Genomic DNA, 25513 nt, shown 5'->3' on the forward strand with positions numbered 1-25513 from the left:
CAAGTTTAACTAACAACGCTTCCAGAACGCAATAAAATCATTCCCTAGTGTTAGAGATTTATGAAGATTCGTTGTAAAAGGAAATGGCTTTCTTTTGTCCTGTTTTTTGGGACATTTTTGTTTACGTCAAATGTTTTCGCCCAAATTACCATAGGCTCAGTTGATGCAGGCCCTTTTACCCCAGGCAGTACTATTGCCGTTCCTTTTAATATCAGTGCAGGCTGTGCCGCTCAAGGGAACCAATTCCAGTTATATCTTTCCGATCAGAATGGAAGTTTTGGCGCCGAAACACTTATTGGCAGTTACACCGGCTTCTATAGTACTTACATAAATGGTAAACTTCCTGCAACACTTACGCCTGGTACAGGTTATCAGGTTAGGATAAAATCTACCGCTCCTGCATTCACAAGCACACCATCAACAGCTTTTGAAGTAAAGACGGGACCACCAGTTGAGGCTAAATTAACATCAACATTGTTAAATGTGGCCAATGATGAAACTTTTGGTACCTGCACCAGTAAGGCCAATAATTCTTTCTTCCTCACAAATGCATCTACAGCAAACAGTACAGTTACCGCGAGCATAACTGACGAAGTAAATGGAGGGAGTCCAACATTAATCAATTTCCCCACAGCAATACAACCTTTTAATGCTCAGCAGACACATTATACCATTTACACTAAAGCTGTGATGCCGGATGGCTCGGTTGCAACCAAGGCTTATCTACTGATTAACAATAAAGCGATAACAGCTTTTGCCAATTCGGGCAATACAGTGGTTTGTTTGCCCTTAGGCGCCTTAACATTTAGCGTAGATGTTAGTTCGAGCGCAGGTATTCAAAACAATTTTCCGGGAGATATTTATACGATTACCTGGGGCGATCAAACTACCTCAACCTATACACTTTGTGAGATTATTGCCAATGGTGGTAAGGTTACACATGCATATACCAGATCATCTTGCGGAAGTGTTTCTACTTCAAGTGCTGGCACAATTTATAATGCTTTTGATGTATCTATTAATGTATCGAACGCTTTCTGTACTACAATGGGTACACCCGTTTCCTCTTCGGCTAAAGTGGTGGTAAAACCGATAAATTCGTTTGCTTTCAATACGCCGGGTTGTACCAATGCCGACATCACGTTTGTTAATACATCTGTTTTAGGCGAAAACCCAAACACCAATACTGCAGCCTGTACCCCAAATAATGTAACCTATAACTGGTATGTTGATGGTGTGATTAAAGAGGTTGACAAGCCCAAATCATACAATTTTGTATACAAATTTCCAACGCATGGAGAGTATACTATTAGGTTAGAATCTAAAAATATTACAGGCGAGTGCGATGCCGATCCGGTAGAAATGAAAATCTGCATCCAAGATCCGCCAAAGCCTGATTTTAGTCTACCTTCAACTACCATTTGCTCTGGAACAACTTTAAAAGCTACCGACCTTTCTGTTTTAGACAATACCTGCAATGCAGCCAATAATTATTCATGGTCAGTTAGCCCAGCGGTGGGCTTTGTTGGTGGTACAAATGCCGCAAGCAAAGAACCGGAGTTCAATTTTACCAGTCCTGGCACCTATACTATTACCTTAAGCATCAGCACACCGTCATGCGGTGTAATTATCAGCCTACCACAAACTGTTGTGGTTAATGTGGGGCCTGTAGCTACACTATCGCCTGATATTACCCTATGTAATCTGGCTACTTACGATTTTAACAATACCACAACAGGGCCAACCCAAACATTAATTACTGGCACGACAAAAGATTTACCCGATAGCTATACCTGGACAGTTTCACCATCAGGATCGGGCACCTATAGCTTTACCGGTGGTACAACCGCCAACTCTAAATATCCATCGATAAAATTCGATAGCTACGATACTTATACCGTAACTGTTGTGCACAAAAATAATTGCGGCACCGCAACCGATACCCAAATTCTAACCTTCAGTACAGCACCAGTGATTAGTGCGGGGCCAGACCAAAATATCTGTTTTAACGACCCCAGTTTTACACTTAACGGAACCATAACCGGAGCCACCACAACACAAACCTGGATTGGCGGGGCGGGAACATTTACACCCAACAGAAATGATTTAAACGCAACCTACACGCCAACCGCAGCCGAAAAAACAACTGGTACGGTTACTTTGAGGTTAAGGGTTACCACCGCACTCGCCGCCCCCTGCAATCAGATTGATGATGATATCATTCTTAAAATAAAACCCAATATCAGTTTAACAAGCGCAGTGGCTAAAACCATCTGTACAGGTAATAGCGTTGCATACACTCCCACCTCTGCAGTAGCAGGCGTAACCTACACCTGGACCGCTGCTACCGGAACTCCATCTGCAACTGGCTATACCGCCAACGGAAGCGGCCCAATTAACGATATCCTCACCAATAGCGATCTTAATGCCGATGCAAGCGTAACTTATATCATCACTCCTCATTTTGATGGCTGCGATGGAACGCCATTTAATTTAGTGGTTACCATCAAACCTAATCCTATTGTCACACCAACTGCAGGCAGTACAACCATCTGTAATGCCACTTCATCAGCCATAACCTTAACAACAAACCTAACAGGCGTAAACTATACTTATGTCAGCGTGATAACCGGAGTAATAACCGGAAATAGCAATAGAACGGTAGCATCGGCAGGAACGCAGATCAACGATATTTTAACCAATTCTGGCACCACTCCAGGTACAGTAACTTATACCATTACGCCTGTATCTACAAATGGTTGCCCAGGCGCGCCAGCCAGCATTACCATTACGGTTTTGCCAAGTGTAACACTGCCAAATGCTGGTCCGGATGAAGCGATCTGCAATGCCAGCACTTACACCTTAAAAGGAAATACGCCAGTAGTTGGCACAGGCAAGTGGACGATCGTTAGCGCACCAACAGCTGTAACTTTTGCTGATGACACACAGGGCAATACAACAATTGCTGGTTTACAGGCCGGAAATACTTATACCTTTAGATGGACAATAAGCGACACCAACTGTTCTGCATCCAGTGATGATGTTCAGGTCACCGTTAACCCGCTCAGTGTTGGCGGCACAACCGCTGGAGATGTGAATGTATGTGCAGGTGCAAATAGCGGAAACATCAGTTTAACAGGCCAAGTTGGAAACATTATCCGTTGGGAAAGATCTATCAACAACGGGGTAAACTGGTCTACCGTTACCTCAACAGCAAATCCATATGTATTTTCTAACCTCACTATAAGCACACAGTACCGCGCAATAGTACAAAGTGGTAGCTGTGCAGAAGCCATATCAACCTCAACTACCATCACAGTAAATCCGGGTACCGTTGCGGCAAATGCAGGCGCAGATCAAAACTTGTGCAGTGGAAATGGCATTACCTTAAATGGGAACAATCCTTCACCCAACAGCGGTGCGTGGACTTTAATATCATCACAAGCTGGCCTTACCATAACCGACCCTACACTGTACAACACCACGGTTACTGGTTTGGTACCAGGGCAAACTTACACCTTCAGGTGGACCATTTCTGGTTTTAACGGCTGCCCCCCATCCGTAGATGATGTAACGGTTACTTATTACTCACCTGTTACCAATAATATTAGTGCATCATCAGCACCAGTTTGTGCAGGCCAAAGCATCGCCATTACAGGCGATACGCCTACTGGCGGAACGGGAACATTTGCCTACCAATGGCAGAGCAGTACCGATGGAAATACCTGGAGCAATATTCCTTCGGCCATCAACAAAGACTTAAGCCTAATTGTAAGCTCCTCAACTTATTTCAGAAGATTAGTGAACAGTACCATCTGTACTTCAATTAGTAATTCGCTACAGATTATCGTTTTACCAGGCCTAACCAACAATACCATTTCTGCCGATCAAAACATTTGTATCGGCACAGTTGCTGCAACTTTAACAGGTACTACGCCGAGTGGTGGTAGCGGAACTTACGTGTACCAATGGCAATCGAGCTTAAATGGAACAGCCTGGAGCGATGTATTGGGCGCAAACAGTGTAAGCTTTACACCTCCAACACCAATCGTAAGCATTTATTATCGTCGATCGGTAGCTAGCGGTGCTTGCAGCAACAATTTAAGTAACCAGATTAAGATAACAGTTAATCCACATGCTAAGGCAGAATTAGTTTTTAATACAGATAAAGGTTGTTCACCCTTTGTTTTAACGCCAACCAATATATCGGCTACACCTTATACAGACCGCAACAATACTTACACCTGGTTTGCCAATGGCGTACAGATTGGTACAGGAATTACCTTTCCTGGCTATACCATTGCAACAGATAACGAAACTGTTATTATCAAATTGGTCGTAACTAGCAGCCTGGGCTGTAATAACGATGAAACCAGTCATACTTTTAGCACAATACAAAATGTAACCGCCACCTATACACAAAATACAACATCCGACTGCGGACCTTTAAACGTTGTTTTTAGCAATACTTCCAATTCACTAACAGCAGCTACCTTTAACTGGGATTTTGGAAATGGCACCACTTCAAATTTGGCTCAACCGCCAGCGGTTACCTACCAGCCAGACCCAACAGGAAAAGATCTTACTTATAACGTTACTTTAAAGGCCACAACCGCTTGTGGCACCACCACGCAAACCTCAACCGTATTAGTAAAAGCAAAGCCGGTTTCCGTTTTTTCTCCAGATAAAACAACAGGCTGCTCCCCTCTCCCTGTTACCTTTAGCAATACTTCCCCTGGAAATTATACCAGCTATACCTACGATTTTGGTGATGGTTCAGCACCTTTAACCGTTACAGATAAAAATAGTGTAAGCCATACTTATACCACTTTGGCTGTGAGAGATTACATTGTAAAAATGACCGCAACCAATGAATGCGGAAGCAATGAATCTCAATATTCTATCCACGTTTCGCCTAATGACATTACGCCAGAATTGGTAGTAAACAGCAACCAACTTAAAGGTTGTGCACCTTTAAAAGTCGATTTCTTTAACAATACCAAAGGTGCCAGCACTTTTGTTTACGATTTTGGCGATGGAAGCACTACAGTAACCCATACTGCACCTGAAACCATATCACATACATTTACCCAACCTGGAAAATATACCATTACCTTATACGCATCAAACAACTGTTCTAATGCTTCAACAATCGAAACTGTTGAAGTTTTGCCACAACCTTCTGTGAGTTTCACATCAGATAAGACAAGTGGCTGTGATGGTGTTACCGTAAAGTTTAAAAACATCAGTACAGGTGCTATTGGTTATGTTTGGGATTTTGGAGATGGATCACCAACATCGAACGCTATAGAGCCTATGCATACTTTTAATGGTCCAGGGAAAAATTATACCGTTACCTTAATGGCAACCAATGCACTCGGCTGTACAAACAGCACTACCATAGCCGATTTTATCCATGTTGTTGCCCCACCAATCGCTACATTCACTGTTAGTCCTGGCAATGAAGTATCCATTCCCAACTATTCATTTGCCTTTAAGGATATCAGTACCGATGCCGTAAGCTGGGAATGGACTTTTGGTGATGGGTCGGGATCAACCCTGCAAGACCCAAACCATACCTATGCCAATGAAGGCACTTATAATGTAACCCTGAAAGTGCTGAACAAAGAAGGTTGTTCTTCAAGCACCTTCCAATCGGTGCGGATTATTGGTGTACCGGGTTACTTAAATATCCCCAATTCATTTATGCCCGCAAGTGCGAAAAACGAGATAAAAATCTTTAAAGCAAAAGGCCGCGGTATAAAAGAGTGGCAGATGTCTGTTTTTAACAAATGGGGACAGTTACTTTGGGAAACGACTAAATTGGACGATAACGCACCGCTGGAGGGCTGGGACGGTACTTATAAAGGACAGGAACAACCGCAAGGTGTTTATTACTGGAAAGTAGATATAAAATTTATTAATGGCAGCGATTGGAAAGGGATGACTTACGATTCATCTCCACCAAAGAAAACGGGCGTAATATATTTAATAAGATGATGAGGAGAGGGATAATATTATTTGTGTTTTGGTTGCTGCCGATGGTTTCGTTGGCACAGGACCACATTTATTCGCAGTTTTACAATGCGCCGATTTACTTAAATCCCGCTTTAACAGGTCAGTTTGAGGGCGACATCAGGTTTAATGCCTTATACCGCAACCAATGGACAGGGTTAGCCAGTGATTTTTCGTACATGAGTGCTTCTGGCGACCTCAATCTACGGAGATTAAACAGCGGCATTGGCCTAATTTTTAACCGCAGCAGCGAGGGTACTGCTTACCTGGTAAAGAACAATATTGCCCTAAGCTATTCCTATATCATCGGTGGAGACGATTTTGCCTTATCATTTGGCTTACAGGGAGGCATCACTAACCAAAAGCTAAACTGGGATAAACTTGTTTTTGGCGATCAGATCGATATCAATACAGGATATATTCCTGGTAGTATTTCTGGCGCCGAAAGGCCAAGTGTAGATAGTCGGTATTATTTCGATTCCAATGCAGGTGCCAACCTCGTAGTGGGGAAATTCATGATGGGATTAGCAGTACATCATCTTAACCGTCCGGATGAATCCTTATCAGGTTTTCAGGCCAAATTGCCGATGCGTATCTCAGGCAATTTAAGTTACAAGTTAACCTTGGTGCCAGATGAGTACGATCGCGATGGGAATTACCTCATCCCATCCATTGTTGCCTACAAACAGGGCAATGTGAAATCGTTCAGTGCGGGCATGCAATATAAATATGCGGGCATAAATGCAGGTATATGGTATCGCAACGATGGCAATTCGAATGGAAATGATGCGATTGTTTTTTCTGTAATCTTCGATATTTTTAACCGCAGAACAAACGGCGAAAAATTCAGGCTAGGCATCAGCCATGATGCTACAACCTCTAAAATCAACTACACCAACACCAGCGGAACATCCGAAATTGGCGTGGGTTATGAAAAATATTTTCCAAATAGTTCGAATGGTGGCAGGGCAAATGGCCTAAGATGTTACGATTTTTATTAATTTGCCTTTGATAATTCAAGGCGATGAACGAGATCATAGACCAAAACCATTTCATTACACAAAGTGAAATCAATAAATTTCTATTGGCTACCCTGCTTTGTGGCATAATCGGAGCAGAACGCGAATACAGAAGTAAATCTGCCGGACTCAAAACCATGATGATGATTGGTTTGGGTGCTACCCTATTTACCATTCTGTCTATCAAAATCGGACCAACCAGTCAAGACCGCATTGCCTCTAATATTGTTACTGGAATCGGGTTTTTAGGCGCTGGGGTAATTTTCAAGGAAGAAAACCGCGTTAAAGGGCTCACCACGGCTTGTATCATCTGGATTGTTGCTGCAATTGGAATGGCCGTAGGCTCTGGTTATTACGAACAGGCTATAGGGGTAACCATTGTGGTTTTATTGGCGTTGATTATTTTCCCCTTTTTAGAAGAAATTGGCGACCGTCGTTTTACCAAAAGGCTTTATCGCATTGTTAAAAAACAGCACACCCATGGCAATTTAGAAAGTTATGAAGAAGTTTTCCGCGAAAGTAAACTCAAACCACAGCGAGGGAAACACCAATTGGTAGATAATATTATCACAGGAAACTGGATTGCTACAGGCACACCTAAAAATCATCAGAAGTTTGTGGAGCGCATGCTTAAAGACGATGAGATTATTGAATTTGATTTTTAACCGCGTCGAACAAATCTATTTTTTGGGCTTGTAAGGCTAATTTTTTCTCTTCGATCACTATTGTATCCGACCAGCTGTCGTGCCAAGGCGTGCATGGCCTACCCAACGCACTGAATGGATTAAATGGGATAGCCCTCACTATATTTCTGATAAATGTTTTTTTGAAAACTCATATCGCTGCCATCGGCATTTACTGCTTTTGTTCCGGTAATTAACTTCCCAATCGACTTTCCTTTAAATAAGGTTTCCATAGCAAACATGGCTAGGGCATAAAACAACAACATCCATAAACGAAGGGTCAATTCATCCAGGCCACTTATCAGATTTGGTTTAAAGACGCGGATCAAGATTCCAATGCAGAACATGAGAACATAAAAAACAACTATATCGATAATGTAATTTATAAAACGCTTAGTGGTACTTGCATGACAGTAGTTTAGATTAACTTCCTGATAGTTGTTTTTGAGGTTCATTTTGAGCGTTTATATCCAATATTTCTAAGGTAAAATATTTTCATCTTCAGCCAAAATTAATTTATCCAAAATCATAAAACAATCATAGCTTTGTGTAACTATATTCATAATGATCAAGGAACAGATTTCAGTTTTCGATATTTTTAAAATAGGCATCGGCCCATCCAGTTCACATACCTTAGGCCCATGGCGGGCCGCACAACAGTTTACAGCTTCGCTTGCCCAAAACAATTTGATTGATGAAATTGAGGGCATAAAAATATTGCTTTATGGTTCGCTTGCCAAAACAGGTAAAGGCCATGGAACTGATGTAGCTATTCTACTCGGTTTAACAGGAGCTGATCCGGTAACTTTTGATGTAGATGCCGTTACACCAACCTTCGAGCGCATCCAAAGAGATAAGAAATTAAATCTTGCTGATCATTTAATTCTTGATTTTGATTACGATAACGACTTGCTTTTTCTTTTTGCCGAAAGTTTGCCCTTTCACCCAAATGCGGTTACTTTTCAGGCATTTTTAAAAGGTGGAAGCGCATTTTCAGAAACTTATTACTCTATTGGTGGCGGTTTTGTAGTTAAAGAAGGCGAAGACAATAGTAAAAAGCCACAGATAGACCTTCCCTTTCCCGTAGAAAAAGCAAAAGACCTTTTACACTGGTGTTTATCTACAGGTTTAAAGGTGAGCGAAATCGTGATGGAGAACGAACTGGCCTGGCGTACTGAAGCAGAGACGAAAAAAGGCATCCTGCAGCATTTTGCGGTTATGCGCGATTGTATTTATCGCGGATGTCATACCACAGGGTTTTTACCAGGTGGTTTAAATGTGGCGCGAAGGGCATTTCCGCTAAATAAACGATTAATTGATAAAAGTGATTATTCAGATTTTAATAGCTGGGTAGAAGCCATTAGAAAAGGTGGAAATGGCTTTAATTATACTTTAGATTGGGTAAGCTGTTTCGCGCTAGCTGTTAATGAAGAAAATGCATCTTTTGGTCGTGTGGTAACTGCCCCTACCAATGGTGCCGCAGGCGTAATTCCAGCCGTATTACAATATTTTATTACCTTTTGCGATGGTTACAGCGAAGAAAAAATCATCCAGTTTATTGCCTGTGCTTCAGAGATAGGCAGTATTTTCAAAAAAGGAGCAACCATATCAGCCGCCATGGGCGGATGTCAGGCCGAAATTGGCGTTTCCTCAGCCATGGCTGCAGCAGCGCTAACCGAGTGCTTAGGTGGCTCACAAAGACAGGTTTTAATGGCTGCAGAAATTGCCATGGAACATCATTTGGGTTTAACCTGCGATCCGATTGGCGGTTTGGTACAGATCCCTTGCATCGAAAGAAACACCATGGGCGCTATTAAAGCCATTACAGCCAGTCAACTAGCCCTACAAAGCAATCCTGATAAGGCAAAAGTGAGTTTAGATGCAGTGGTAAATACCATGTGGGAAACCGCCCTCGATATGAATGCCAAATACAAAGAAACATCTGACGGAGGATTGGCAACCAATATTCCAATCAGTTTGCCAGAGTGTTAATTCAACATTGTTGCAATAAAATGATCGATTTATTACAAATTTTCTGGCGCCAAATCAACAAGTATTTTTACATTCGCTGACTTTATTAATTATTCATAAAAAAATGATCAACTACACAAAAATCAGTGTGATTGGTTTGGCTTTGTCGTTATCTATATCGGCGACTTATGCACAAGACAATCTCGTTAATTCTTTAAAAAACAACCAAAGCGAAAACAGTGCTTCTTCTTTTAAATTCACTGAAGTGATTAACCTGGCCAATACACCAGTTCAGAATCAAGGATCTTCAGGAACTTGCTGGAGCTACTCTACCAACTCATTTTTAGAATCAGAAATGATTAAAGCTGGTAAACAGCCCGTAACGTTATCTCAGCTTTTTTCGGCCCGTAACGCTTATGTAGAAAAAGGTAAAAATTACGTGCGTATGCATGGTGCGGTTTCATTAGGCGATGGCGGTGCTTTGCACGATGTAATCAACATGTACAGAAAATACGGTGCAGTTCCGCAAGAGGTATATACCGGATTAAATTATGGCACTAAAATTAATAAAACTGCAGAGCTTGGCGATATCGAAAAAGGTGTTTTAGAAGCTGTTGTAAAGAATGCAAATGGCGAGTTAACCCCAAACTGGTTAAAAGCCTATACTGGTGTAATTGATGCTTATTTAGGTACAGTACCAGAAAACTTTACGTACAATGGCAAAAAATACACACCAAAAACTTTCGCTCAGGAAGTGGTGGGTTTAAATGCCGACAACTATATAGAACTTTCATCGTTCAACGATCACCCTTTCTATAGCAAATTTACTTTATTAGTGCCTGATAACTGGTCTTTCGATCAGGTTTATAACGTTAAAGTAAACGAGTTAACAGACATTATCGACAACGCTTTAAAAGGTGGTTATACCGTTGCATGGGCTACAGATGTAAGCGAAAAAAACTTCAGCTGGAAAAACGGTGTGGCTTTTGTTCCACAAACGCCTTTCGCTGATATGACCTTGAAACAGAAAGCAGATATGTTTAACGGCCCGCAGCCAGAGATGGAAATTACGCAGGAGAACCGTCAGCTTGCTTTCGACAACTACCAAACTACTGATGATCATGGTATGCACATTGTTGGTTTAGCCAAAGATCAAACAGGTAAAGAATATTATATCGTTAAAAACTCTTGGGGAGCAAGTAACGATTATAAAGGATATTTATACGTAACCAAAAACTACGTAAAATATAAAACAACAGCAATTTTATTGAACAAAGCAGGTATTCCATCTGCAATTTATAAAAAATTAGCTTTGTAACTAAACCTAAATCATTAAAGGAGCCGCAGAAGAAATTTTGCGGCTTTTTTTTGTTAACCACAGCGTTCACCGAGCTTTACACAGAGGGAAACAAAGTGATGGAAGATAGAAGTCACCTTGTGAAGTAGACCTTCAACTCACGATGACGTCTCATAATTAAAGTTCTATCTGTGCCCATCCTTTTTATCTGTGGTTAAAACATACAAGCCTCTGTGATCTCCGTGCCTTCTCTCTGTAGGCTCTGTGGTAAAACAAAGAGGCCAAATTAAACCAGACCTGAATAAGTTAATACCAACCACCATAACCCCGTGGTGATAAAAGACAATAAAATTCCGATTCCAACCACCAAATTAGAAAGCTTCGGATTAAGGTTATACTGATCAGCTACCACACCTGCGGTTACCAAAGTTGGCATAGCCATTTCGAAGATCGTTATTTTGGTAATCATTCCACCCATACCTAAAACAAGTGCTGTAACCAAAACTATCAACGGCGCTAAAATCAGTTTATACAATAAAGCAAAGCTGATGTGTTTCAATTCGCTAAACCAACCACCAAATTTTAGCTGCAAACCTATTGAAAACAATGCCAATGGACCAACCGTACCGGCTAGTTTCTCAAACAATGGATCTAGTGAAGAAAGGTTAATAAAATGTGGGAGGGTCAGCGCTAAAACACAACCTATAAGCGGCGGAAAGGTCAATACTTTTTTCAGCACCAATTTTGGGCTTAACTTTTGATTCTGCGAGGAGCGGATGGCTACAATAACGCCAATGGTAGCTAAAAGCATAAAGGTAACCTGATCGCATATAATGGCGACAGCCAGTTCCTTTTCGTTAAAATAAGCCACAATTAAAGGAAATCCTACAAATGAAGTATTACTTAAAGAACTGGTTAGTTTTAACCCGCCAGCAGTGGATTTATTAATATTCTGGATGCGACTATACAGGGTAATAAATATCCAACCAAATAGCCAGACACAAATTGGTGCCAGTACAGGAAAGAATAAATCCTTAGTCCAGGTAATGTGTGGTAGATATTTAAAAGAAACTGCAGGTAGTGCTATATAGATAATCCAGGCATTAATGCCTTTGTGCGCATCTTTGGGGAGCGATTTACTTTTTCTGAAAAGAATCCCGGCTAAAATGCATAAACCTATAATAATGAAGTTTGCCATTGTTAGCGCAAAGATAATTTATAAAAGAAAAACGCCAATAAGAAATGTACTTATGGCGTTTTTAAATAATTTATACAGAAGGTTTTGGTTTTTTCTTTTTGTTCCAAACCTTTTTCTTACCATTATGTTGGGGCCGTTTTTCCTCCACATGCGTAATTTCTATTGCAGCTATGCTTTCTGGCAGTGGCATGCGGGGAACTTCCTTTTCGATTAATTTTTCGATGTTATCGAACTTGCGTTTATCTCTACCGTTAACCAATGTAATGGCCGTTCCTTTGGTTGCAGCTCTTGCCGTACGGCCAATACGGTGTACATAATCAGCCGGATCGCCAGGAACATCGTAATTGATCACTAGGTCGATTCCCTCTACATCAATTCCGCGGGATAATACATCCGTTCCGATTAAAATTGGCAATCTCCTGTTTTTGAAAGCCAGTAAAATATCTTCGCGTTCTTTCTGCCCTAAGTCGGAGTGAAAAGCTTCTGCTTTAATACCCAATCCTTTAAAGGTTTTATACAACGCTTTTACTTTTTCTTTGGTCGAAACGAAAATGATACTGCTTTTGTATTGCCCACTTTTAAAAATATCGGTTAATAAGGCCTGTTTCTGTTGGTCGTGAATGTTATAGGCTTGTTGATCGATCCCCTCAGCAGGTTTAGCAATTGAAATGGTAATCTGCTTCGGTTCGTGCAAAATCTTACCTGCCATGGTTCTTATTTTCGGGGCCATTGTAGCCGAAAATAAAAGTGTTTGTCTTTTCTTTGGCAGGTAGCTAATAATGCGGATAATGTCGTCGTAAAAGCCCATATCCAACATTCTATCTGCTTCATCTAAAATTAAATGCTGCAAATGTTCCAGTTTTAACACACCTGAGGATAAATGTGCCATTAGTCTGCCCGGAGTGGCAATAATAATATCTACACCATTGCGCATAGAACGTTTTTGCTGTTCGTAAGCGATACCATCTCCCCCACCGTAAACGGCTAAAGAGCTGATATTGGTAAAATAAGCTAGTGCTTCAACCTGTAAATCGATCTGTTGTGCAAGCTCGCGTGTTGGAGCCAATATCAAGGTATTGTTGTGCCTATCGGCAGCTTTGCTAATTTTATCCATTACGGGCAAAAGGTAGCTGGCCGTTTTTCCTGTACCGGTTTGAGCGCAGGCAATCAGATCATGATTATCTAAAATTACCGGGATGGCTTGTTCTTGTATTGGAGTAGCGCTTTTATACCCCATTGCCATTAAGCCTTCGTATAAATCGGGGTTAAAATTAAAGTCGTTAAAATTCAATCTATTGTGTTTATGTCTTTTAGCAAAAGTACCTTAAAATACCGCGAATAGCAAACCGCATTTTAATATCGATATATTAAATGGATTTTGAAGGCCATATGTGGTAACGCTTTAGGTGGTATAAAAACAAAAAAGCCCCGATTGTTATAAACAACCGAGGACCTGGAAATTATAATAGACGAAACTTAGTCTACCAGAATATCTTTTTCTGGTGTATTCGTTTCAGGGTTTTTAGGTAGGGTAACCTTCAAAATTCCATCAGCATAACTGGCTGAAATATTTTCTACTAAAACTTTTCCGTTTAGGCCAAAAGCCCTTTCGAAAGTGCCGTTGCTATATTCTCTGCGGCTATACTTTTTAGCCGAATCGGTTTCTTCTTTAGCTTGGTAAGAAATGGTTAATACATCATCTTTGGTAACCACCTTTAAATTCTCTTTAACCAAAGCTGGTGCAAAAAGCTCAATAATAAAGCTGGTTTCTGTTTCTTCAATATTAGCAGGTACTTTTCTAAAGCCCTGGTTAAACATGGCATGTTTGTGGTGACCGAAAGGACCACCAAAGTGCTTTCCAAATCTTCCTTCTCCTGCGCCGAAGCGACTATGCATCTTGCCCGAATGGCATCTATGTTCGTTGTACATTTTGTTTAATTTTAATTGTTGTTTATTCTGTTAATTTATCGGCTTAAGCCAATATTAGTTGTAAGCCGCCTGCTCCGTTTTAGGGATGCCCAATAGCTGTGTAATGATATTTGCGTAGGGATATGATGGCGAGAAAACGGCGTAATCAAATTTCAAACCCCTTATCTGAACCAAAATATCATCGATAAATTTCATTGGCTCAAGCAGTGCGCTGATTAATCCCGATTTAGGTTTTTCTTCTTCATCAATCGCCTTTTTCCCTTGGAAAATATTCAATTCCCGATTGTAGGCTTTAAAGTCAGCGCCAATTTGTTCTATAGGGACCTTAAATTCGTCCGAGCTAAAGAAAGTTACCTTCTCCCCTCGGGTAATCAGCTCGTTTGCCATACCCAAAATCGGATTAACATCGGCCTGAGATGGATCGCTTAAAAAAAGTACCTGTGACATAACCTTATCTATTTACTTTGTTTATACTGTCAATAGGCGTAATCATGGTATCGTCCATTTTTCTGCTATGGTGACTGTAACTATGGTTTCTATGATGTTCTTGCTGGCAATCATCATGATAATGCCTGTTTTTAAAATCTAACCGATCGCGGTATCCATTCTGAACGGCCAGTACATTTAAGCTGTAAAAAGTTCCTGCAGCAACAGCCAATGCCAATAATATTCTAAATGCTCTCATGGCGGTTAATAATTTACGTTAATGTTGTTAACTGTTCCATTGCCTTGTACGGTTGGCCTGTACCATTGGTTATCGATCGGCACAATTGGGTTGTAGTTATTTTCGAAACCGTTAAAGCGGTTATGGAAATAATGGCGTCGCCTACCGATAAAAATCCTGAACATTAAACCGATCAGCATGATGGCCAATATAAATTTGAACACAAATGGTATGAAGAAAGCGACTGTACCAAGTACAATTCCGAATCCTATGGTTTTTAATATCTTTTTCATTCTCTATATTTTTTTTTTACGGTAACCAATTCATCCTAAACAAATTGACTAACACATCTTTGTTTTTGTTATTTATATAGGAAGACGGAGCAACTTTATTTTTACTTTAAATTATTTTGATTTTTTTATTTACTAAAGAATTTTGTCATCCTGAATGCAATGAAGGATCTTTTTAAATGAATTAAACTGTTGGTCTGTGAGCGAGCAATTAATAGAATCTACAGTTACTCGTTGATCCTTTCGTTATGTCATCCTGAGCGGAGTCGAAGGATCTTTCAAGGGCTAGTTAAATCGCTTTGAGATTACTCACGGCCCTTACCGATGATATATTATAAGTATCGGACGTCATTTTCGATCCGATAGCTATCGAATGACGTGAAACGGAATGGAGAAATCTTTTAATACAGTTTGAAGATCTCTCCACTACGGTCGAGATGACGAATCTCAAGAGATTCTTCACTTCATTCAGAACCACAGTAAAACAAAAAAGCCCCAATTTTAATCGAGGCTTCTAAATTATTCCTTATTGCGATGGTGGCCCCATCCGCCACATCTCCGTTTATATTCTTCTTTGAATTTTGCTCTTTCCTCATCGTTCATCGTCTCCCATTTGGCACGCATGCTCCTTGCCCGCTCACGGAAGCCATTATGTCCTCCATGACCACCTTTATTAAAGTTTCCAAAAAGCAACCTACACAGCACAAGTAAACCGAGCGCTTGCCAATAATTAAGTTTGCCTGCATGTGCCACCTCAGGTAAAATCCAATTCCATAAAAACATAACCACATAACCCAATACCGCTGCAATAAGCACCGCTACGGGTAAAAAGAAAATAAATTTCTTGCGCCGATTAAAATTTCTATTCATCATGTCTGCAAATTTAATAGTTAATAAATTCCTGATATAAATTTTGTAAACGGTTACGCAGGTGTTTTACAGCATAACCCTTTCTTGATATTAATGTTTTGATATTCTCTCCGCTTTCATCTGCCAGTTCCTGAAAAGTACGTTCTTCCAATTCGTTCTGAACAAACACGTAACGCTGATTCTCCGGCAGTTCTCCCAATGCCAAAAACAGTTGATCCCAAAATAGTTTTTTTAAACTTTCTTCTTCTGGTGAGTAAGACTCGGCAAGTAAAATTTCTTTAAAATTGATTTCGCCATCTTCACCTTCGAAAGTGAAATCTTCTAACGATTCTTCTTTTTGTTTACGGTATTTATCTGTGATCTTATTTCTTGCCACCCGATATAACCAGCCACTAATCTGCTCAATGGCGCCAGCCTCTGGTTGATTGCTGAGTTGAAACCAAACATCCTGTAAAATATCTTCCGCATCCTCATCCGTATTCACCCTTCCACGGATGAAACTGAATAAGCGCTTACCATAATTGGCAACCGTTGAAATGATATTTTGAGGTTCGTTTGTTGGCACTAAATTTTGCTTAATAACCCAGTAAACGGATGAAACCCAATATTACTTTAAATTTTCTTTACTTTTTTCGGAAGATCGATTTTTTTCAGTCAAAACACCCTGATTTTTAGCGACTTATAGTGATCCTTTTTTCAGTAATCCTTCGTACAGTTTTTGATAAGTTGGTGCAGCAATGCCAAGTTTTTCGGCTTCCCGTACAATGTAGCCTGTTAACGACTCAACTTCTGTTTGTGGTTTTTGATTGAGATAATCGCGGTGCATGGACGAGGTAACCTCGTAGGGCATCGATTTCATCGTATTTAATGTTTTGCCCGAAATGTCATCACTAATTATTACCCCTTTAGCCAGGGCAAGGTTTTTCACTTCTTCAATTAATTTCAGAACAGTTTCAAGATTTTCTTCTAATACCTTTCCAATGGAGCTATCGAAATAAGATGTAGCGGTAGCCGTAGGAGAAATAAATATAAATTTTTCCCAGATGGCGGTAGAGATTTTATCCGAAACCGTTACATCGATTCCCGCATCAAACATTAAATCTTTCAGATGTAAAACCGCTTCGCCTATTGGCCCATCCATACCAAAAGATAGCTTTTGAATGTTGCCTGAATTTTCGATTATACCAGGCGATTTAATTTTGGAAACGATAAATGCACAGCCTTTTAAAACATTTGCATGAGGCAGGATTTCTAAAATTTCATCACTTGCGCTAACGCCATTTAAAAGTGGCAATAATATCGTGCTATGGTTGATTAAGGGCTTTAACTTTTCGATGGTTTGTTTTAAATCATAGCTTTTAGTGCAGATTATAATAAAATCGGCCACGCCAATTTTATTATAATCATCGGTAGCCAGATATGGCTTAGTTACAAAATTTTCGTTCCCTTTTATTACTGTTAAACCCTTATTTTGGATCTCATTTAAATGTTCGCCACGGGCAACAAAAACAACTTCTACATCATTTCCGTTGCTATATTTCTTAGACAGTAAGCCCCCGAAATATCCACCCACCCCACCAATTCCTACAATAACGATTCTTGTTTTATTTGGCATAATAAACAGATTATTTCAATGCACCCGTTGGGTTATTTCCTTTATCCACTACCGTTTTAATATTCCCCTCTAAATCAGAAACATATATTTTGCTTTGTGTAAAAGGTTTTTCAGCTCCGCTATAAAAAATCCGATCATCGGCCGTAAGAAAAACATAAGGAACATTTATACCTTTTGGCGAAATCCGTTGTACTTTTTTACTGGCCAGATCTAAAATATAAACTGCTTCACTCGGTGCCGTTAATCCGTCTAAACTATCGGCATTTCCTGCATTAAAAATCAGTTTTTTCCCGTCTTTTGTATAAAAAAAACGGTTGCTACTCGCAATGGAAAATTCTTTCCCAATCAAATCGGCTATCAATTTAGTATCGATTAACTTTCCGGTACGATCAAAGGTGTAAAGTTTGGTAAGATCCTGTCCGACGATTTCCTTTTCATTTTTCCAGGTTGGTGCATAAACATTTATTTTAGATGCACTATCGAGCATCACATATCCAGAATTATCGGTTTTTATAACACCTATCTTCCATAAGTTTTTACTGTTAAAAATATTGAAAGCGATCGCAGCTCCATCAGGCGACCACATGGCCTGATAATAATTATTACTATTTACCTGCAATTTACCCTGGCTCTTGTTTTCCATATCAGCAATCCAAATGGATCTGTTCCCGGCCGAATCGCTCAGAGTATATGCCAGTTTATTTCCATCAGGAGAAATAGCCGGATCGGTAGCACCGCCGAACGAAATCTGTTTCATGGTATCGATACTCGTGGCTACAATTTTATCTCCGTCCTGATAGGCTAACGCGAAATTTTTACTGCTTAAAGAAACAGTATCTAAAACGGCTTTCGCATTTTCTGCCTCGGATTTATTGCTTTTGCAGGAAGTAATTAATGCAACGCAGGGAATTAAAATAGAAACTAATGTGGTGCTGATTGTCGTCATGTACAATTTTACAAATAGTTTTTGTGTCTGCGGTTTTTGAAGGGAAGCAGAAGCTATATTTTACTTAATACAAACTTTGTGTTAGTCGATTTTATCCTTCGCTCTGATTCCTGTCTCCACTAACCACAATCAATACCTACACTTAAATCTAATTCCATCTGTGAGGACACAGACCAAGGCATTTGATTTCTTTCCGCCGTGGTTCGTGTCCTCACGAACCACAATTAAACAGATTAAATCTTTTTCTTATCGGCGTAACCAAATACTTTTTGCAACAGGGTTGTACTTCTTGAGCTTAAGTTTCCCCTGATTTTGAGTTCTTCCTTCGCAACTTCAACAAATAAACCATCTATCGCTTTTTGTGTAACGTATTCGGTTAAATTCGTATTTACAGGCTTAACCAAAGGCAGGCGATTGTATTGTGTAGTTAAGTCGCTATAATATTTGGTGGCATTTACCTTATTTAAACTTGTAGTTACAATTGGGCTAAATTTTTGCATCAGCTGGGAAGTAGTTACCCTTTTAAAGTATTCGGTAGCTGCGTCTTTATTACCCAATAGGATATTAGTCGCATCGGTTAATGTCATTTGTTTAATGGCTGAGATAAAAATAGGCTTTGCTTCGGTAGCAGCATCTTCTGCGGCACGGTTTAGGCTTACAATCACATTATCGCAAAGTTTGTTCAAGCCTATGCCACGTAATGTTCTTTCAACCTTTTGTGCTTCAGGAGGCATCAAAATTTTAACGGCCAGATTGCCTAAAAAACCATCTTTAAGCGAAAGCCTGTCGGCACCTGCAGAAACACCAATTTGCAGGGCTTCCTTAATCCCTTGTCCTATTTCAAAAGTAGATGGCGTTCCGGTGGCAGCTGTGGTAGTGCCCTGTTTTTCGGTTACTTTTTTAAATATATCACTCAGTTTAATCTGTGCGCTAACATTTAGGCTTGTAAATATCAGCATGGCCAGTGATGCCGATAAAATATTGATCTTTTTCATTTTGTGTGTTTAATCATGTTTAGCAAAACAACTGCCATAATTCTTATTTACCCTCAAAGATAAGCCTTTGCACATGGCAATAATGTTAAACCACTTAAAAAGATAGGGAGCAAGGTAAAATATTTAGGCCCTTCTCTTCCTAAAAAATTAGTTTATGTGCCATCACTCAGAAATATTTTTTATACTTGAAAGATAATTCGAAATAGCTACCATTTTTTTGAGGTTTATAAAAAACACAGCTGGGAACGCCCAGCAAGAAGACGCCAAACTGATTGCCCAGTATAAAAATACGGGCGATTTAGACGCGTTGGGTACGCTTTACAATAAATATATGCATTTGGTGTTCGGGGTTTGTTTAAACTACTTCAAAGATGAAGAGCAAAGCAAGGATGCGGTAATGCAGATTTTTGAAGAACTGGTAACGAAGCTGAAAATACATGAGGTACAGAACTTTAAAAGCTGGCTTCATGTTTTAACGCGGAACCATTGTTTAATGGCACTACGTAAATCGGCGAAGCAAAATAATGTCTCATTAGACGATACTTTTGTGGAAAATAGCGAGTTTGTGCATCTGGATATAGACAACACAAAAGAAACGCAGCTTACCATTATGGAAAAGTGTATGGAAACTTTGCCCGAAGAACAGCGAAAAAGTGTAGATTTATTTTATTTACAAGAAAAATGTTATAAAGAAGTAGCCGATATTACGGGCTACGACATGCTTAAAGTTAAGAGTTACATCCAAAATGGTAAGCGGAATTTAAAGATTTGTATAGAGAAAAACAGTAGTGAATAACGATTGGTTAGATATTGATGTTCTGGAAGATTACCTGGATGGTAAACTTGATGTTAAGGCTATGCACTTTGTAGAAAGACAGGCTTTGGAAGACCCTTTTGTTGCCGAAGCATTAGAGGGACTGAAACAATCGCCCAAACGCAAGCAAACGCTTTCTATTTTACAAAAACAACTGTACGACCGTGTTTCGGAGAAACCTATAAAACGTAAGCTTTGGGGCATTACTACCCAAAGGTTAAGTATTGCAGCAACTGCAACCGTAGCATTTATTGCGGTAAGCATTTTATTCTTTATGCGCGAAACCAATCGCAGGAATGCAGAACTTGCTGCACATAAACAGGGCGGTGTGATGGTTCAGTTAGATAGTACAACGAGTATTGCTTCAGTTCAACCCAAACCTAAAGAAGATACGGTTACGCAAAACTCTACAAAGGCAGCTTTGATTGATAAAGCAATTACAGCCGCAAAAACGGGGGATTTAGCGAAAAACATTAAAGCAAAACCTGCATTAGAACGGGCAGAGCAACAAATGGCCGAGGTAAAAGCGGCGAAAATTGCAACCGAGAGCAATCGCGCTAAAGCGAAGAGCGCGGTAGGCTTTGGCAATTACAGACCAAGCCCAGTTACGATAAGTGAGACTGTAGTGGCAGCAGCACCAGCATTTGGCTCTAGTAAAATTGCGTTTAGCGGCAACGTTGTAGACCAAAGTAATGGCCAACCTGTTCCGGGTGCTGTGGTAAAGTTAGCGGGTTCTAAAAATGTAACCGCGACTGATGCTAAAGGTTATTTCTATTTACCTGCTGATAGCAACGCAAAAGATAAGGACTTATTGATTAACGCTATTGGCTTTAAAGAATTACCTGTAGCTGGTCTGCAAGATCCTAATGCAATTAAAAGTGCTTTAAGCGGGAATAGATCACTAAACGAAATCGCATTAATTACAGGCTCATATGGGCATAAGAAAGAAAATATTGCGGCACCAAAAATTACACTGCATGCAGAACAAAACCTGGATGGAAAATCGGCCGATGATATTACGAAGCCTATTCCGGTTTCTACCATTAACTATAGTCAATACTTAGAGAATAACAACAAACTTTATAACCCTAAAGGCCCCGAACAATTTGTGATTTTAAGTTTCAAAGTTAAAAGTAACGGACGCCCAACAAATATCAGCGTTATAAAATCACTGAACAAAAAAGCCGATGCGGAAGCCAAAAGACTGATACAAGAAGGTCCGGATTGGGTGTTGCCTAAAAATGGAACTGATTTAGTCGAAATAAGCGTTAAGTTTTAAGTTTCCAGCTATTTATTAGCGAAGGGTTTCAAGCAGCCAATATTTCCTAATAAACTTTCTATTTTTTTTAAAATCCCCTCACATGTCAGTCTGAGCGTAGTCGAAGACACCTATTCAATAATTAGAAAACATTGACTCCGCCACCATTGACAGATTCTCATAGAAAGATCGTCATTACGAGGTACTGCCAGCCCCGACTCTTCGGAGAAGCAATCTTAATGTTCACCCTATTATTAGCTATCGTTGTATGATTGCTTCGTCGTACCTCCGCGCAATGACGATTTTAAGCACCCAATATTCTCCCAAGAACCACAACAATTGTAATCTAAACCCGATATAAGCGGACATCCCGATTTTTCATCGGGATAAAGCGTTTAGCGGGGCGGAACCCAAACCAAAGGCTTCCACTCCTGCTTTCCAAATCATTACAAAACAAAAAAGACCAAGGCTATTAGCTTTGGTCTCTCAAGTATATTAAAGGATTTTGTTTTTATTTTAAGTAATAGATCACGGCATAAATAATCGCCGCTAATGTAGCCGAAACCGGAATGGTTAAAATCCAGGCCCAGATTAAGTTGATGGTTACACCCCAACGTACTGCAGAAACGCTTTTTACTACACCTACCCCTACAATCGAACCTGTAATGGTATGCGTTGTAGAAACCGGAATACCGAAATGCTCTGTAATACCTAAAGTTACTGCTCCAGCGCCTTCGGCAGCAACACCTTCCAGTGCGGTTACTTTAGTGATTTTGGAACCCATTGTTTTAACAATTTTCCAGCCACCACTCATTGTACCTAACGATATTGCCGAATAACAGGCAATTGGCACCCATGCAGGCATAGCTTCGAAATTAGGAATTACTTTTGAGGCGATTAAAGCTGTTGCAATGATTCCCATTACCTTTTGAGCATCGTTACCTCCGTGGAAGAAACTTAATGCAGCAGAAGAAAGCAATTGCAGGCGTTTAAACCATTTCTCAGCAGTTGCTGGCTTAGCATAACGACAGATATTGATAATGATCAGTGTTAATACAACTGATATAACCATACCGATTATTGGTGCCAGTACAATAAAAGAAACAATTTTTATTACATAACCCGTGTTTACAGCATCAAGCGGACTAGCGCCTATAAGTAAAGCATGTGTCATACCTGCACCAGCAAAACCGCCAATTAAGGTATGTGATGAACTTGAAGGGATACCATACCACCAGGTTAAAAGGTTCCAGATAATTGCTGCAACCAAACCTGCAAGGATAACTTCTAAAGTGATATAATTTTCGATTACCGTTTTAGCAACTGTATTGGCTACTTTGTGGTCGGTAAAATAAAAGTAGGCAGCAAAATTGAACAACGCAGCCCACAAAACCGCCTGAAAAGGCGTAAGAACTTTTGTAGAAACAACTGTTGCAATCGAGTTAGCGGCATCGTGAAAGCCGTTAATGTAATCGAAAGCAATAGCCAGAATTACAACAACAACCAATAAGGTAGTTACCATGTTTGTTTTTTATTAAGCGTTTTTAACCAAGATAGTTTCAAGCACATTCGCCACATCCTCACACTTATCTGTCGCTTTTTCTATCGTTTGTAAAACCTCTTTTTGTTTAATTAATTCAATCGCATTGGTTTCGTATTCGAATAAACGGGCTACCGCTAATGTAAATACATAATCAGCCTGGTTTTCGCCACTGTTAATACGGATACAAGCATCGGCAATTACACGGATGTTTTTGAAACTGCGTAATTCTTTAATTGCTTTATCAATATCAGTACACATTTCTACCAAAAGCTCGGCAATTTTAACAATCGGCTCGTTAATGGTATTCATGTTATACATCTGCATACGGTTTGCAGTACCATAAATATAATCGGCAACATCATCAACGGCAGTAGCCAATGCATGAATGTCTTCTCTATCAAATGGCGTAATAAAGTTCCTGCTCAGTTCAAGAAAAATTGAATGGGTAATATCATCACCTACATGCTCTAAGCGCTCAATTTCTTTAAAAATTGTTTTTCTGCTTTCAGCATCACCTGTGCTAACCATTTCTAAAAGGGTTTCTGCAATTTTTAATGCATTGCTACCTGCCTGCTCGAAAAGCGGATGAAACTTTTTGTCTTGAGGTGTAAAGAACTTAAAAATATTGTTCATGTTAATTTTTAATATGTTGCAAAGCTACAAGCCCAATGTTAAGTTAATGTTAATTTATTAATTATATTAACTAATTATCTCCTTATTTAGTCAGGAGTGCGTTATTTCTATATTTTCAGATAGCTGACAATGAAATAATTAAAGAAGTTCATTGGCATTAGCGCATTAGTTTGCCCGCTTCTGTGTAATTAGCGCCTTTGTGACAAAAGAATTAAGGGTTGTCTACTACTAAAAAGATCGAAAATTACCCGCCTTTTTGTAGTGTAAATGCAAAGGTTGTGCCTATGCCCGGCGTACTTCTTACTGAAATGGTTTGTTGGTGTGCCTCTAAAATGTGTTTTACAATGGCTAAACCTAAACCTGTGCCTCCAACTTCTCTCGCCCGGTGGGTATCAATGCGATAAAAACGCTCAAACAAGCGCAACAAATGCTTTTCTTCTATGCCGATGCCATTATCGGTAACTTCGATCAAAACCTGATCGTGCAGTTCAAAAATCTTAATGGCTGTTTCGCCACCATCAATGCCATACTTAATACTGTTTACCAGCAAGTTAATCAACACCTGCCTAATCTTTTCGCGATCGGCCGAAACCAATGTAATGGCAGTATATTTATCTTTAAAAAAGAGTTTAATGTTTTTTGCTTCAGCGCGGTCTTCGAGGTTTTCCATTACCTCTTTCGCCAATTGCACAAAATCGAATTTTTGGTAGTTAATTGGCGATTCGCCTGTTTCTAACTTTGAAATAACATCTAAATCATTAATTAAATAACTCAGTCGCTCTACATTGTTTTCAGCTTTTTTTAGAAACAATACAGCCTGATCTGGGTCATCTACCAAACAGTCCTGTAGCGTTTCAATATATCCTTGAATGGCAAAAAGTGGGGTTTTAAACTCGTGCGATACATTTGAAAGGAATTCTCTTCTAAACTGTTCCTGTTTTTTTAATAAATCTATTTCTTTTTTCTTTGCACCTGCCCACTCCTTTACTTCTTGCTCTACATCATTAATCGGATCAGAACTCACGTACTCGCCGAGCGCATCTTTTAAATCTTTACCTAATTTAAGGTTATGGATGAGTTTGTAAATGAGTTTAATTTTGGTGTAAATATATTTCTCCAGCAAATAATAAAAAACCAAAAAACTGCACAGAAACGATACGCCAAAAGAAATAGCCATGTAATACAGGCTATGCTGAAAATAAAAATTAACCATCCCGATGGAAAGACCAACGGCGAGAGCAGTAAATAGAACCAGCACACTTAATTTCATGCTGCAATTTAAAGCTTTTTATGTTAAATGTGTGTTAAGAGACAAAGGGTTGATTCATTTTTTACGGAATGTTAAAAACCAAAAAAGCTTTCCCTTTTGAGGAAAGCTTTATAAAATACGGGTAAGTATTACTTATTTCTTTGTCGAATCTGTTTTAGCTGGAGTCGAAGCAGCAGGTTTAGTGCTGTTTAAATTTCCGCCAAGTGGAGATGGTGATGGTGTTTTATCTAAACGCTCTTGTATAGCTGAGTTTCCAACTGCTGCAGTACCACCGCTAGTTTTAGCAATTGTAGTAACGGCAAGGGTTAACACTACGATTAAGGTTAACAATACCCACGATCCTTTTTCTAAAACATCGCCGGTACGCTGCACACCAAACATGTTACTGGTGCCACCCCCTGTAGCTAAACCTCCGCCTTTAGGGTTTTGTACTAAAACAAATAAGCCTAAGGCCACACACGCAATAATTAATAAAATGATTAAAAAGGTTACCATGGTAATAT

Annotated in this window: 23 protein-coding genes; 7 read left to right on the forward strand and 16 right to left on the reverse strand. The window is 39.7% G+C overall.

The annotated features are described in order from the left end of the window. Positions 1–60 precede the first annotated feature (60 nt). Genes AC1DNH_RS12105 through AC1DNH_RS12115 form a run of 3 tightly spaced genes read left to right on the forward strand, consistent with a single transcriptional unit; the run spans position 61 to position 7699 of the window. On the forward strand, positions 61–6000 hold the full coding sequence (locus AC1DNH_RS12105; protein WP_477625404.1) for a PKD domain-containing protein: 5940 nt from the start codon (positions 61–63) through the stop codon (positions 5998–6000). Beyond that, a complete protein-coding gene (locus AC1DNH_RS12110; RefSeq protein WP_477625405.1) occupies positions 6000–7016 on the forward strand; it encodes a PorP/SprF family type IX secretion system membrane protein in 1017 nt (338 codons plus the stop codon). The genes AC1DNH_RS12105 and AC1DNH_RS12110 overlap by 1 nt, the downstream gene beginning before the upstream one ends. Before the next feature lie 23 nt (positions 7017–7039). Beyond that, entirely contained in the window at positions 7040–7699 is a 660-nt protein-coding gene (locus tag AC1DNH_RS12115) for an MgtC/SapB family protein (protein WP_051691565.1), read from the forward strand. A gap of 119 nt (positions 7700–7818) precedes the next feature. Here the strand turns inward: AC1DNH_RS12115 and AC1DNH_RS12120 are convergent, their stop codons facing one another. Further along, on the reverse strand, positions 7819–8172 hold the full coding sequence (locus tag AC1DNH_RS12120; protein ID WP_477580813.1) for an RDD family protein: 354 nt from the start codon (positions 8170–8172) through the stop codon (positions 7819–7821). A 109-nt stretch (positions 8173–8281) separates the two neighbouring features. Between AC1DNH_RS12120 and AC1DNH_RS12125 the strand changes: the two genes are divergently transcribed. Together AC1DNH_RS12125 and AC1DNH_RS12130 are read left to right on the forward strand one after the other, a co-directional pair. Beyond that, complete coding sequence (locus AC1DNH_RS12125) at positions 8282–9709, forward strand: L-serine ammonia-lyase (RefSeq protein WP_477580811.1); 1428 nt, start codon at positions 8282–8284, stop codon at positions 9707–9709. Between the two features lie 103 nt (positions 9710–9812). After that, on the forward strand, positions 9813–11006 hold the full coding sequence (locus tag AC1DNH_RS12130) for a C1 family peptidase (protein WP_477580809.1): 1194 nt from the start codon (positions 9813–9815) through the stop codon (positions 11004–11006). A 265-nt stretch (positions 11007–11271) separates the two neighbouring features. Here AC1DNH_RS12130 and AC1DNH_RS12135 read toward each other — a convergent pair whose 3' ends face one another. The 11 genes from AC1DNH_RS12135 to AC1DNH_RS12185 all read right to left on the reverse strand — a co-directional run bounded on the left by AC1DNH_RS12135 (position 11272) and on the right by AC1DNH_RS12185 (position 19492). Beyond that, positions 11272–12183, reverse strand: coding sequence for an AEC family transporter (locus AC1DNH_RS12135; protein WP_477580807.1), 912 nt, complete (start codon positions 12181–12183; stop codon positions 11272–11274). Positions 12184–12253: 70 nt separating this feature from the next. Then, positions 12254–13474 (reverse strand): DEAD/DEAH box helicase, encoded by a 1221-nt coding sequence (locus tag AC1DNH_RS12140; RefSeq protein ID WP_029274232.1) that lies wholly within the window; start codon positions 13472–13474, stop codon positions 12254–12256. 185 nt (positions 13475–13659) lie between these two features. Next, entirely contained in the window at positions 13660–14112 is a 453-nt protein-coding gene (locus tag AC1DNH_RS12145) for an Hsp20/alpha crystallin family protein (RefSeq protein ID WP_029274233.1), read from the reverse strand. A gap of 54 nt (positions 14113–14166) precedes the next feature. Beyond that, positions 14167–14559: a hypothetical protein gene (locus tag AC1DNH_RS12150; RefSeq protein WP_477580804.1), complete on the reverse strand. Its 393-nt coding sequence runs from the start codon at positions 14557–14559 to the stop codon at positions 14167–14169. A gap of 4 nt (positions 14560–14563) precedes the next feature. Then, the gene (locus tag AC1DNH_RS12155; protein WP_477580802.1) at positions 14564–14797 is read right to left on the reverse strand and encodes a hypothetical protein; all 234 of its coding nucleotides are present in this window, start codon (positions 14795–14797) and stop codon (positions 14564–14566) included. A gap of 5 nt (positions 14798–14802) precedes the next feature. After that, positions 14803–15069 carry a hypothetical protein gene (locus AC1DNH_RS12160; RefSeq protein WP_477580800.1) on the reverse strand — a complete coding sequence of 89 codons (267 nt, stop codon included), beginning with the start codon at positions 15067–15069 and terminating at the stop codon, positions 14803–14805. A 516-nt stretch (positions 15070–15585) separates the two neighbouring features. Continuing rightward, positions 15586–15939, reverse strand: a complete 354-nt coding sequence (locus AC1DNH_RS12165) for a hypothetical protein (protein WP_029274238.1) — start codon at positions 15937–15939, stop codon at positions 15586–15588. 10 nt (positions 15940–15949) lie between these two features. After that, positions 15950–16501: an RNA polymerase sigma factor gene (locus AC1DNH_RS12170; protein ID WP_477580798.1), complete on the reverse strand. Its 552-nt coding sequence runs from the start codon at positions 16499–16501 to the stop codon at positions 15950–15952. A gap of 114 nt (positions 16502–16615) precedes the next feature. Further along, positions 16616–17551, reverse strand: coding sequence for a ketopantoate reductase family protein (locus AC1DNH_RS12175; RefSeq protein WP_477580796.1), 936 nt, complete (start codon positions 17549–17551; stop codon positions 16616–16618). Positions 17552–17561: 10 nt separating this feature from the next. Further along, positions 17562–18497 (reverse strand): hypothetical protein, encoded by a 936-nt coding sequence (locus AC1DNH_RS12180; RefSeq protein ID WP_477610544.1) that lies wholly within the window; start codon positions 18495–18497, stop codon positions 17562–17564. A 233-nt stretch (positions 18498–18730) separates the two neighbouring features. Next, a complete protein-coding gene (locus tag AC1DNH_RS12185) occupies positions 18731–19492 on the reverse strand; it encodes a DUF4197 domain-containing protein (RefSeq protein ID WP_477583040.1) in 762 nt (253 codons plus the stop codon). 217 nt (positions 19493–19709) lie between these two features. On the opposite strand from AC1DNH_RS12185, the gene AC1DNH_RS12190 reads away from it, so the two are divergent. Together AC1DNH_RS12190 and AC1DNH_RS12195 are read left to right on the forward strand one after the other, a co-directional pair. Beyond that, positions 19710–20288: an RNA polymerase sigma factor gene (locus AC1DNH_RS12190; RefSeq protein WP_477583038.1), complete on the forward strand. Its 579-nt coding sequence runs from the start codon at positions 19710–19712 to the stop codon at positions 20286–20288. Beyond that, positions 20281–21585, forward strand: a complete 1305-nt coding sequence (locus tag AC1DNH_RS12195; RefSeq protein WP_477583036.1) for a carboxypeptidase-like regulatory domain-containing protein — start codon at positions 20281–20283, stop codon at positions 21583–21585. The genes AC1DNH_RS12190 and AC1DNH_RS12195 overlap by 8 nt, the downstream gene beginning before the upstream one ends. A gap of 490 nt (positions 21586–22075) precedes the next feature. Here the strand turns inward: AC1DNH_RS12195 and AC1DNH_RS12200 are convergent, their stop codons facing one another. From AC1DNH_RS12200 to secG, 4 genes are all read right to left on the reverse strand, one after another. Beyond that, a complete protein-coding gene (locus tag AC1DNH_RS12200) occupies positions 22076–23086 on the reverse strand; it encodes an inorganic phosphate transporter (protein ID WP_029274247.1) in 1011 nt (336 codons plus the stop codon). A gap of 12 nt (positions 23087–23098) precedes the next feature. Continuing rightward, complete coding sequence (locus AC1DNH_RS12205; RefSeq protein WP_029274248.1) at positions 23099–23740, reverse strand: DUF47 domain-containing protein; 642 nt, start codon at positions 23738–23740, stop codon at positions 23099–23101. Between the two features lie 244 nt (positions 23741–23984). Continuing rightward, complete coding sequence (locus tag AC1DNH_RS12210; RefSeq protein WP_029274249.1) at positions 23985–25010, reverse strand: sensor histidine kinase; 1026 nt, start codon at positions 25008–25010, stop codon at positions 23985–23987. Positions 25011–25142: 132 nt separating this feature from the next. Continuing rightward, positions 25143–25505 carry a preprotein translocase subunit SecG gene (gene secG, locus AC1DNH_RS12215; protein ID WP_108197142.1) on the reverse strand — a complete coding sequence of 121 codons (363 nt, stop codon included), beginning with the start codon at positions 25503–25505 and terminating at the stop codon, positions 25143–25145. Positions 25506–25513 lie beyond the last annotated feature (8 nt).

The sequence above is a fragment of the Pedobacter sp. 01N310 genome (assembly GCF_056399805.1).

What these genes read in the sequence shown, in the direction of transcription:
- AC1DNH_RS12205 (WP_029274248.1), bottom strand. Translation starts at nt 23,740, where the DNA reads ATGAACAATATTTTTAAGTTCTTTACACCTCAAGACAAAAAGTTTCAT.
- AC1DNH_RS12200 (WP_029274247.1), bottom strand. Translation starts at nt 23,086, where the DNA reads ATGGTAACTACCTTATTGGTTGTTGTTGTAATTCTGGCTATTGCTTTC.
- AC1DNH_RS12110 (WP_477625405.1), top strand. Translation starts at nt 6,000, where the DNA reads ATGAGGAGAGGGATAATATTATTTGTGTTTTGGTTGCTGCCGATGGTT.
- AC1DNH_RS12105 (WP_477625404.1), top strand. Translation starts at nt 61, where the DNA reads ATGAAGATTCGTTGTAAAAGGAAATGGCTTTCTTTTGTCCTGTTTTTT.
- AC1DNH_RS12165 (WP_029274238.1), bottom strand. Translation starts at nt 15,939, where the DNA reads ATGATGAATAGAAATTTTAATCGGCGCAAGAAATTTATTTTCTTTTTA.
- AC1DNH_RS12180 (WP_477610544.1), bottom strand. Translation starts at nt 18,497, where the DNA reads ATGACGACAATCAGCACCACATTAGTTTCTATTTTAATTCCCTGCGTT.
- AC1DNH_RS12115 (WP_051691565.1), top strand. Translation starts at nt 7,040, where the DNA reads ATGAACGAGATCATAGACCAAAACCATTTCATTACACAAAGTGAAATC.
- AC1DNH_RS12150 (WP_477580804.1), bottom strand. Translation starts at nt 14,559, where the DNA reads ATGTCACAGGTACTTTTTTTAAGCGATCCATCTCAGGCCGATGTTAAT.
- AC1DNH_RS12175 (WP_477580796.1), bottom strand. Translation starts at nt 17,551, where the DNA reads ATGCCAAATAAAACAAGAATCGTTATTGTAGGAATTGGTGGGGTGGGT.
- secG (WP_108197142.1), bottom strand. Translation starts at nt 25,505, where the DNA reads ATGGTAACCTTTTTAATCATTTTATTAATTATTGCGTGTGTGGCCTTA.
- AC1DNH_RS12210 (WP_029274249.1), bottom strand. Translation starts at nt 25,010, where the DNA reads ATGAAATTAAGTGTGCTGGTTCTATTTACTGCTCTCGCCGTTGGTCTT.
- AC1DNH_RS12145 (WP_029274233.1), bottom strand. Translation starts at nt 14,112, where the DNA reads ATGTACAACGAACATAGATGCCATTCGGGCAAGATGCATAGTCGCTTC.
- AC1DNH_RS12125 (WP_477580811.1), top strand. Translation starts at nt 8,282, where the DNA reads ATGATCAAGGAACAGATTTCAGTTTTCGATATTTTTAAAATAGGCATC.
- AC1DNH_RS12120 (WP_477580813.1), bottom strand. Translation starts at nt 8,172, where the DNA reads ATGAACCTCAAAAACAACTATCAGGAAGTTAATCTAAACTACTGTCAT.
- AC1DNH_RS12185 (WP_477583040.1), bottom strand. Translation starts at nt 19,492, where the DNA reads ATGAAAAAGATCAATATTTTATCGGCATCACTGGCCATGCTGATATTT.
- AC1DNH_RS12155 (WP_477580802.1), bottom strand. Translation starts at nt 14,797, where the DNA reads ATGAGAGCATTTAGAATATTATTGGCATTGGCTGTTGCTGCAGGAACT.
- AC1DNH_RS12135 (WP_477580807.1), bottom strand. Translation starts at nt 12,183, where the DNA reads ATGGCAAACTTCATTATTATAGGTTTATGCATTTTAGCCGGGATTCTT.
- AC1DNH_RS12130 (WP_477580809.1), top strand. Translation starts at nt 9,813, where the DNA reads ATGATCAACTACACAAAAATCAGTGTGATTGGTTTGGCTTTGTCGTTA.
- AC1DNH_RS12160 (WP_477580800.1), bottom strand. Translation starts at nt 15,069, where the DNA reads ATGAAAAAGATATTAAAAACCATAGGATTCGGAATTGTACTTGGTACA.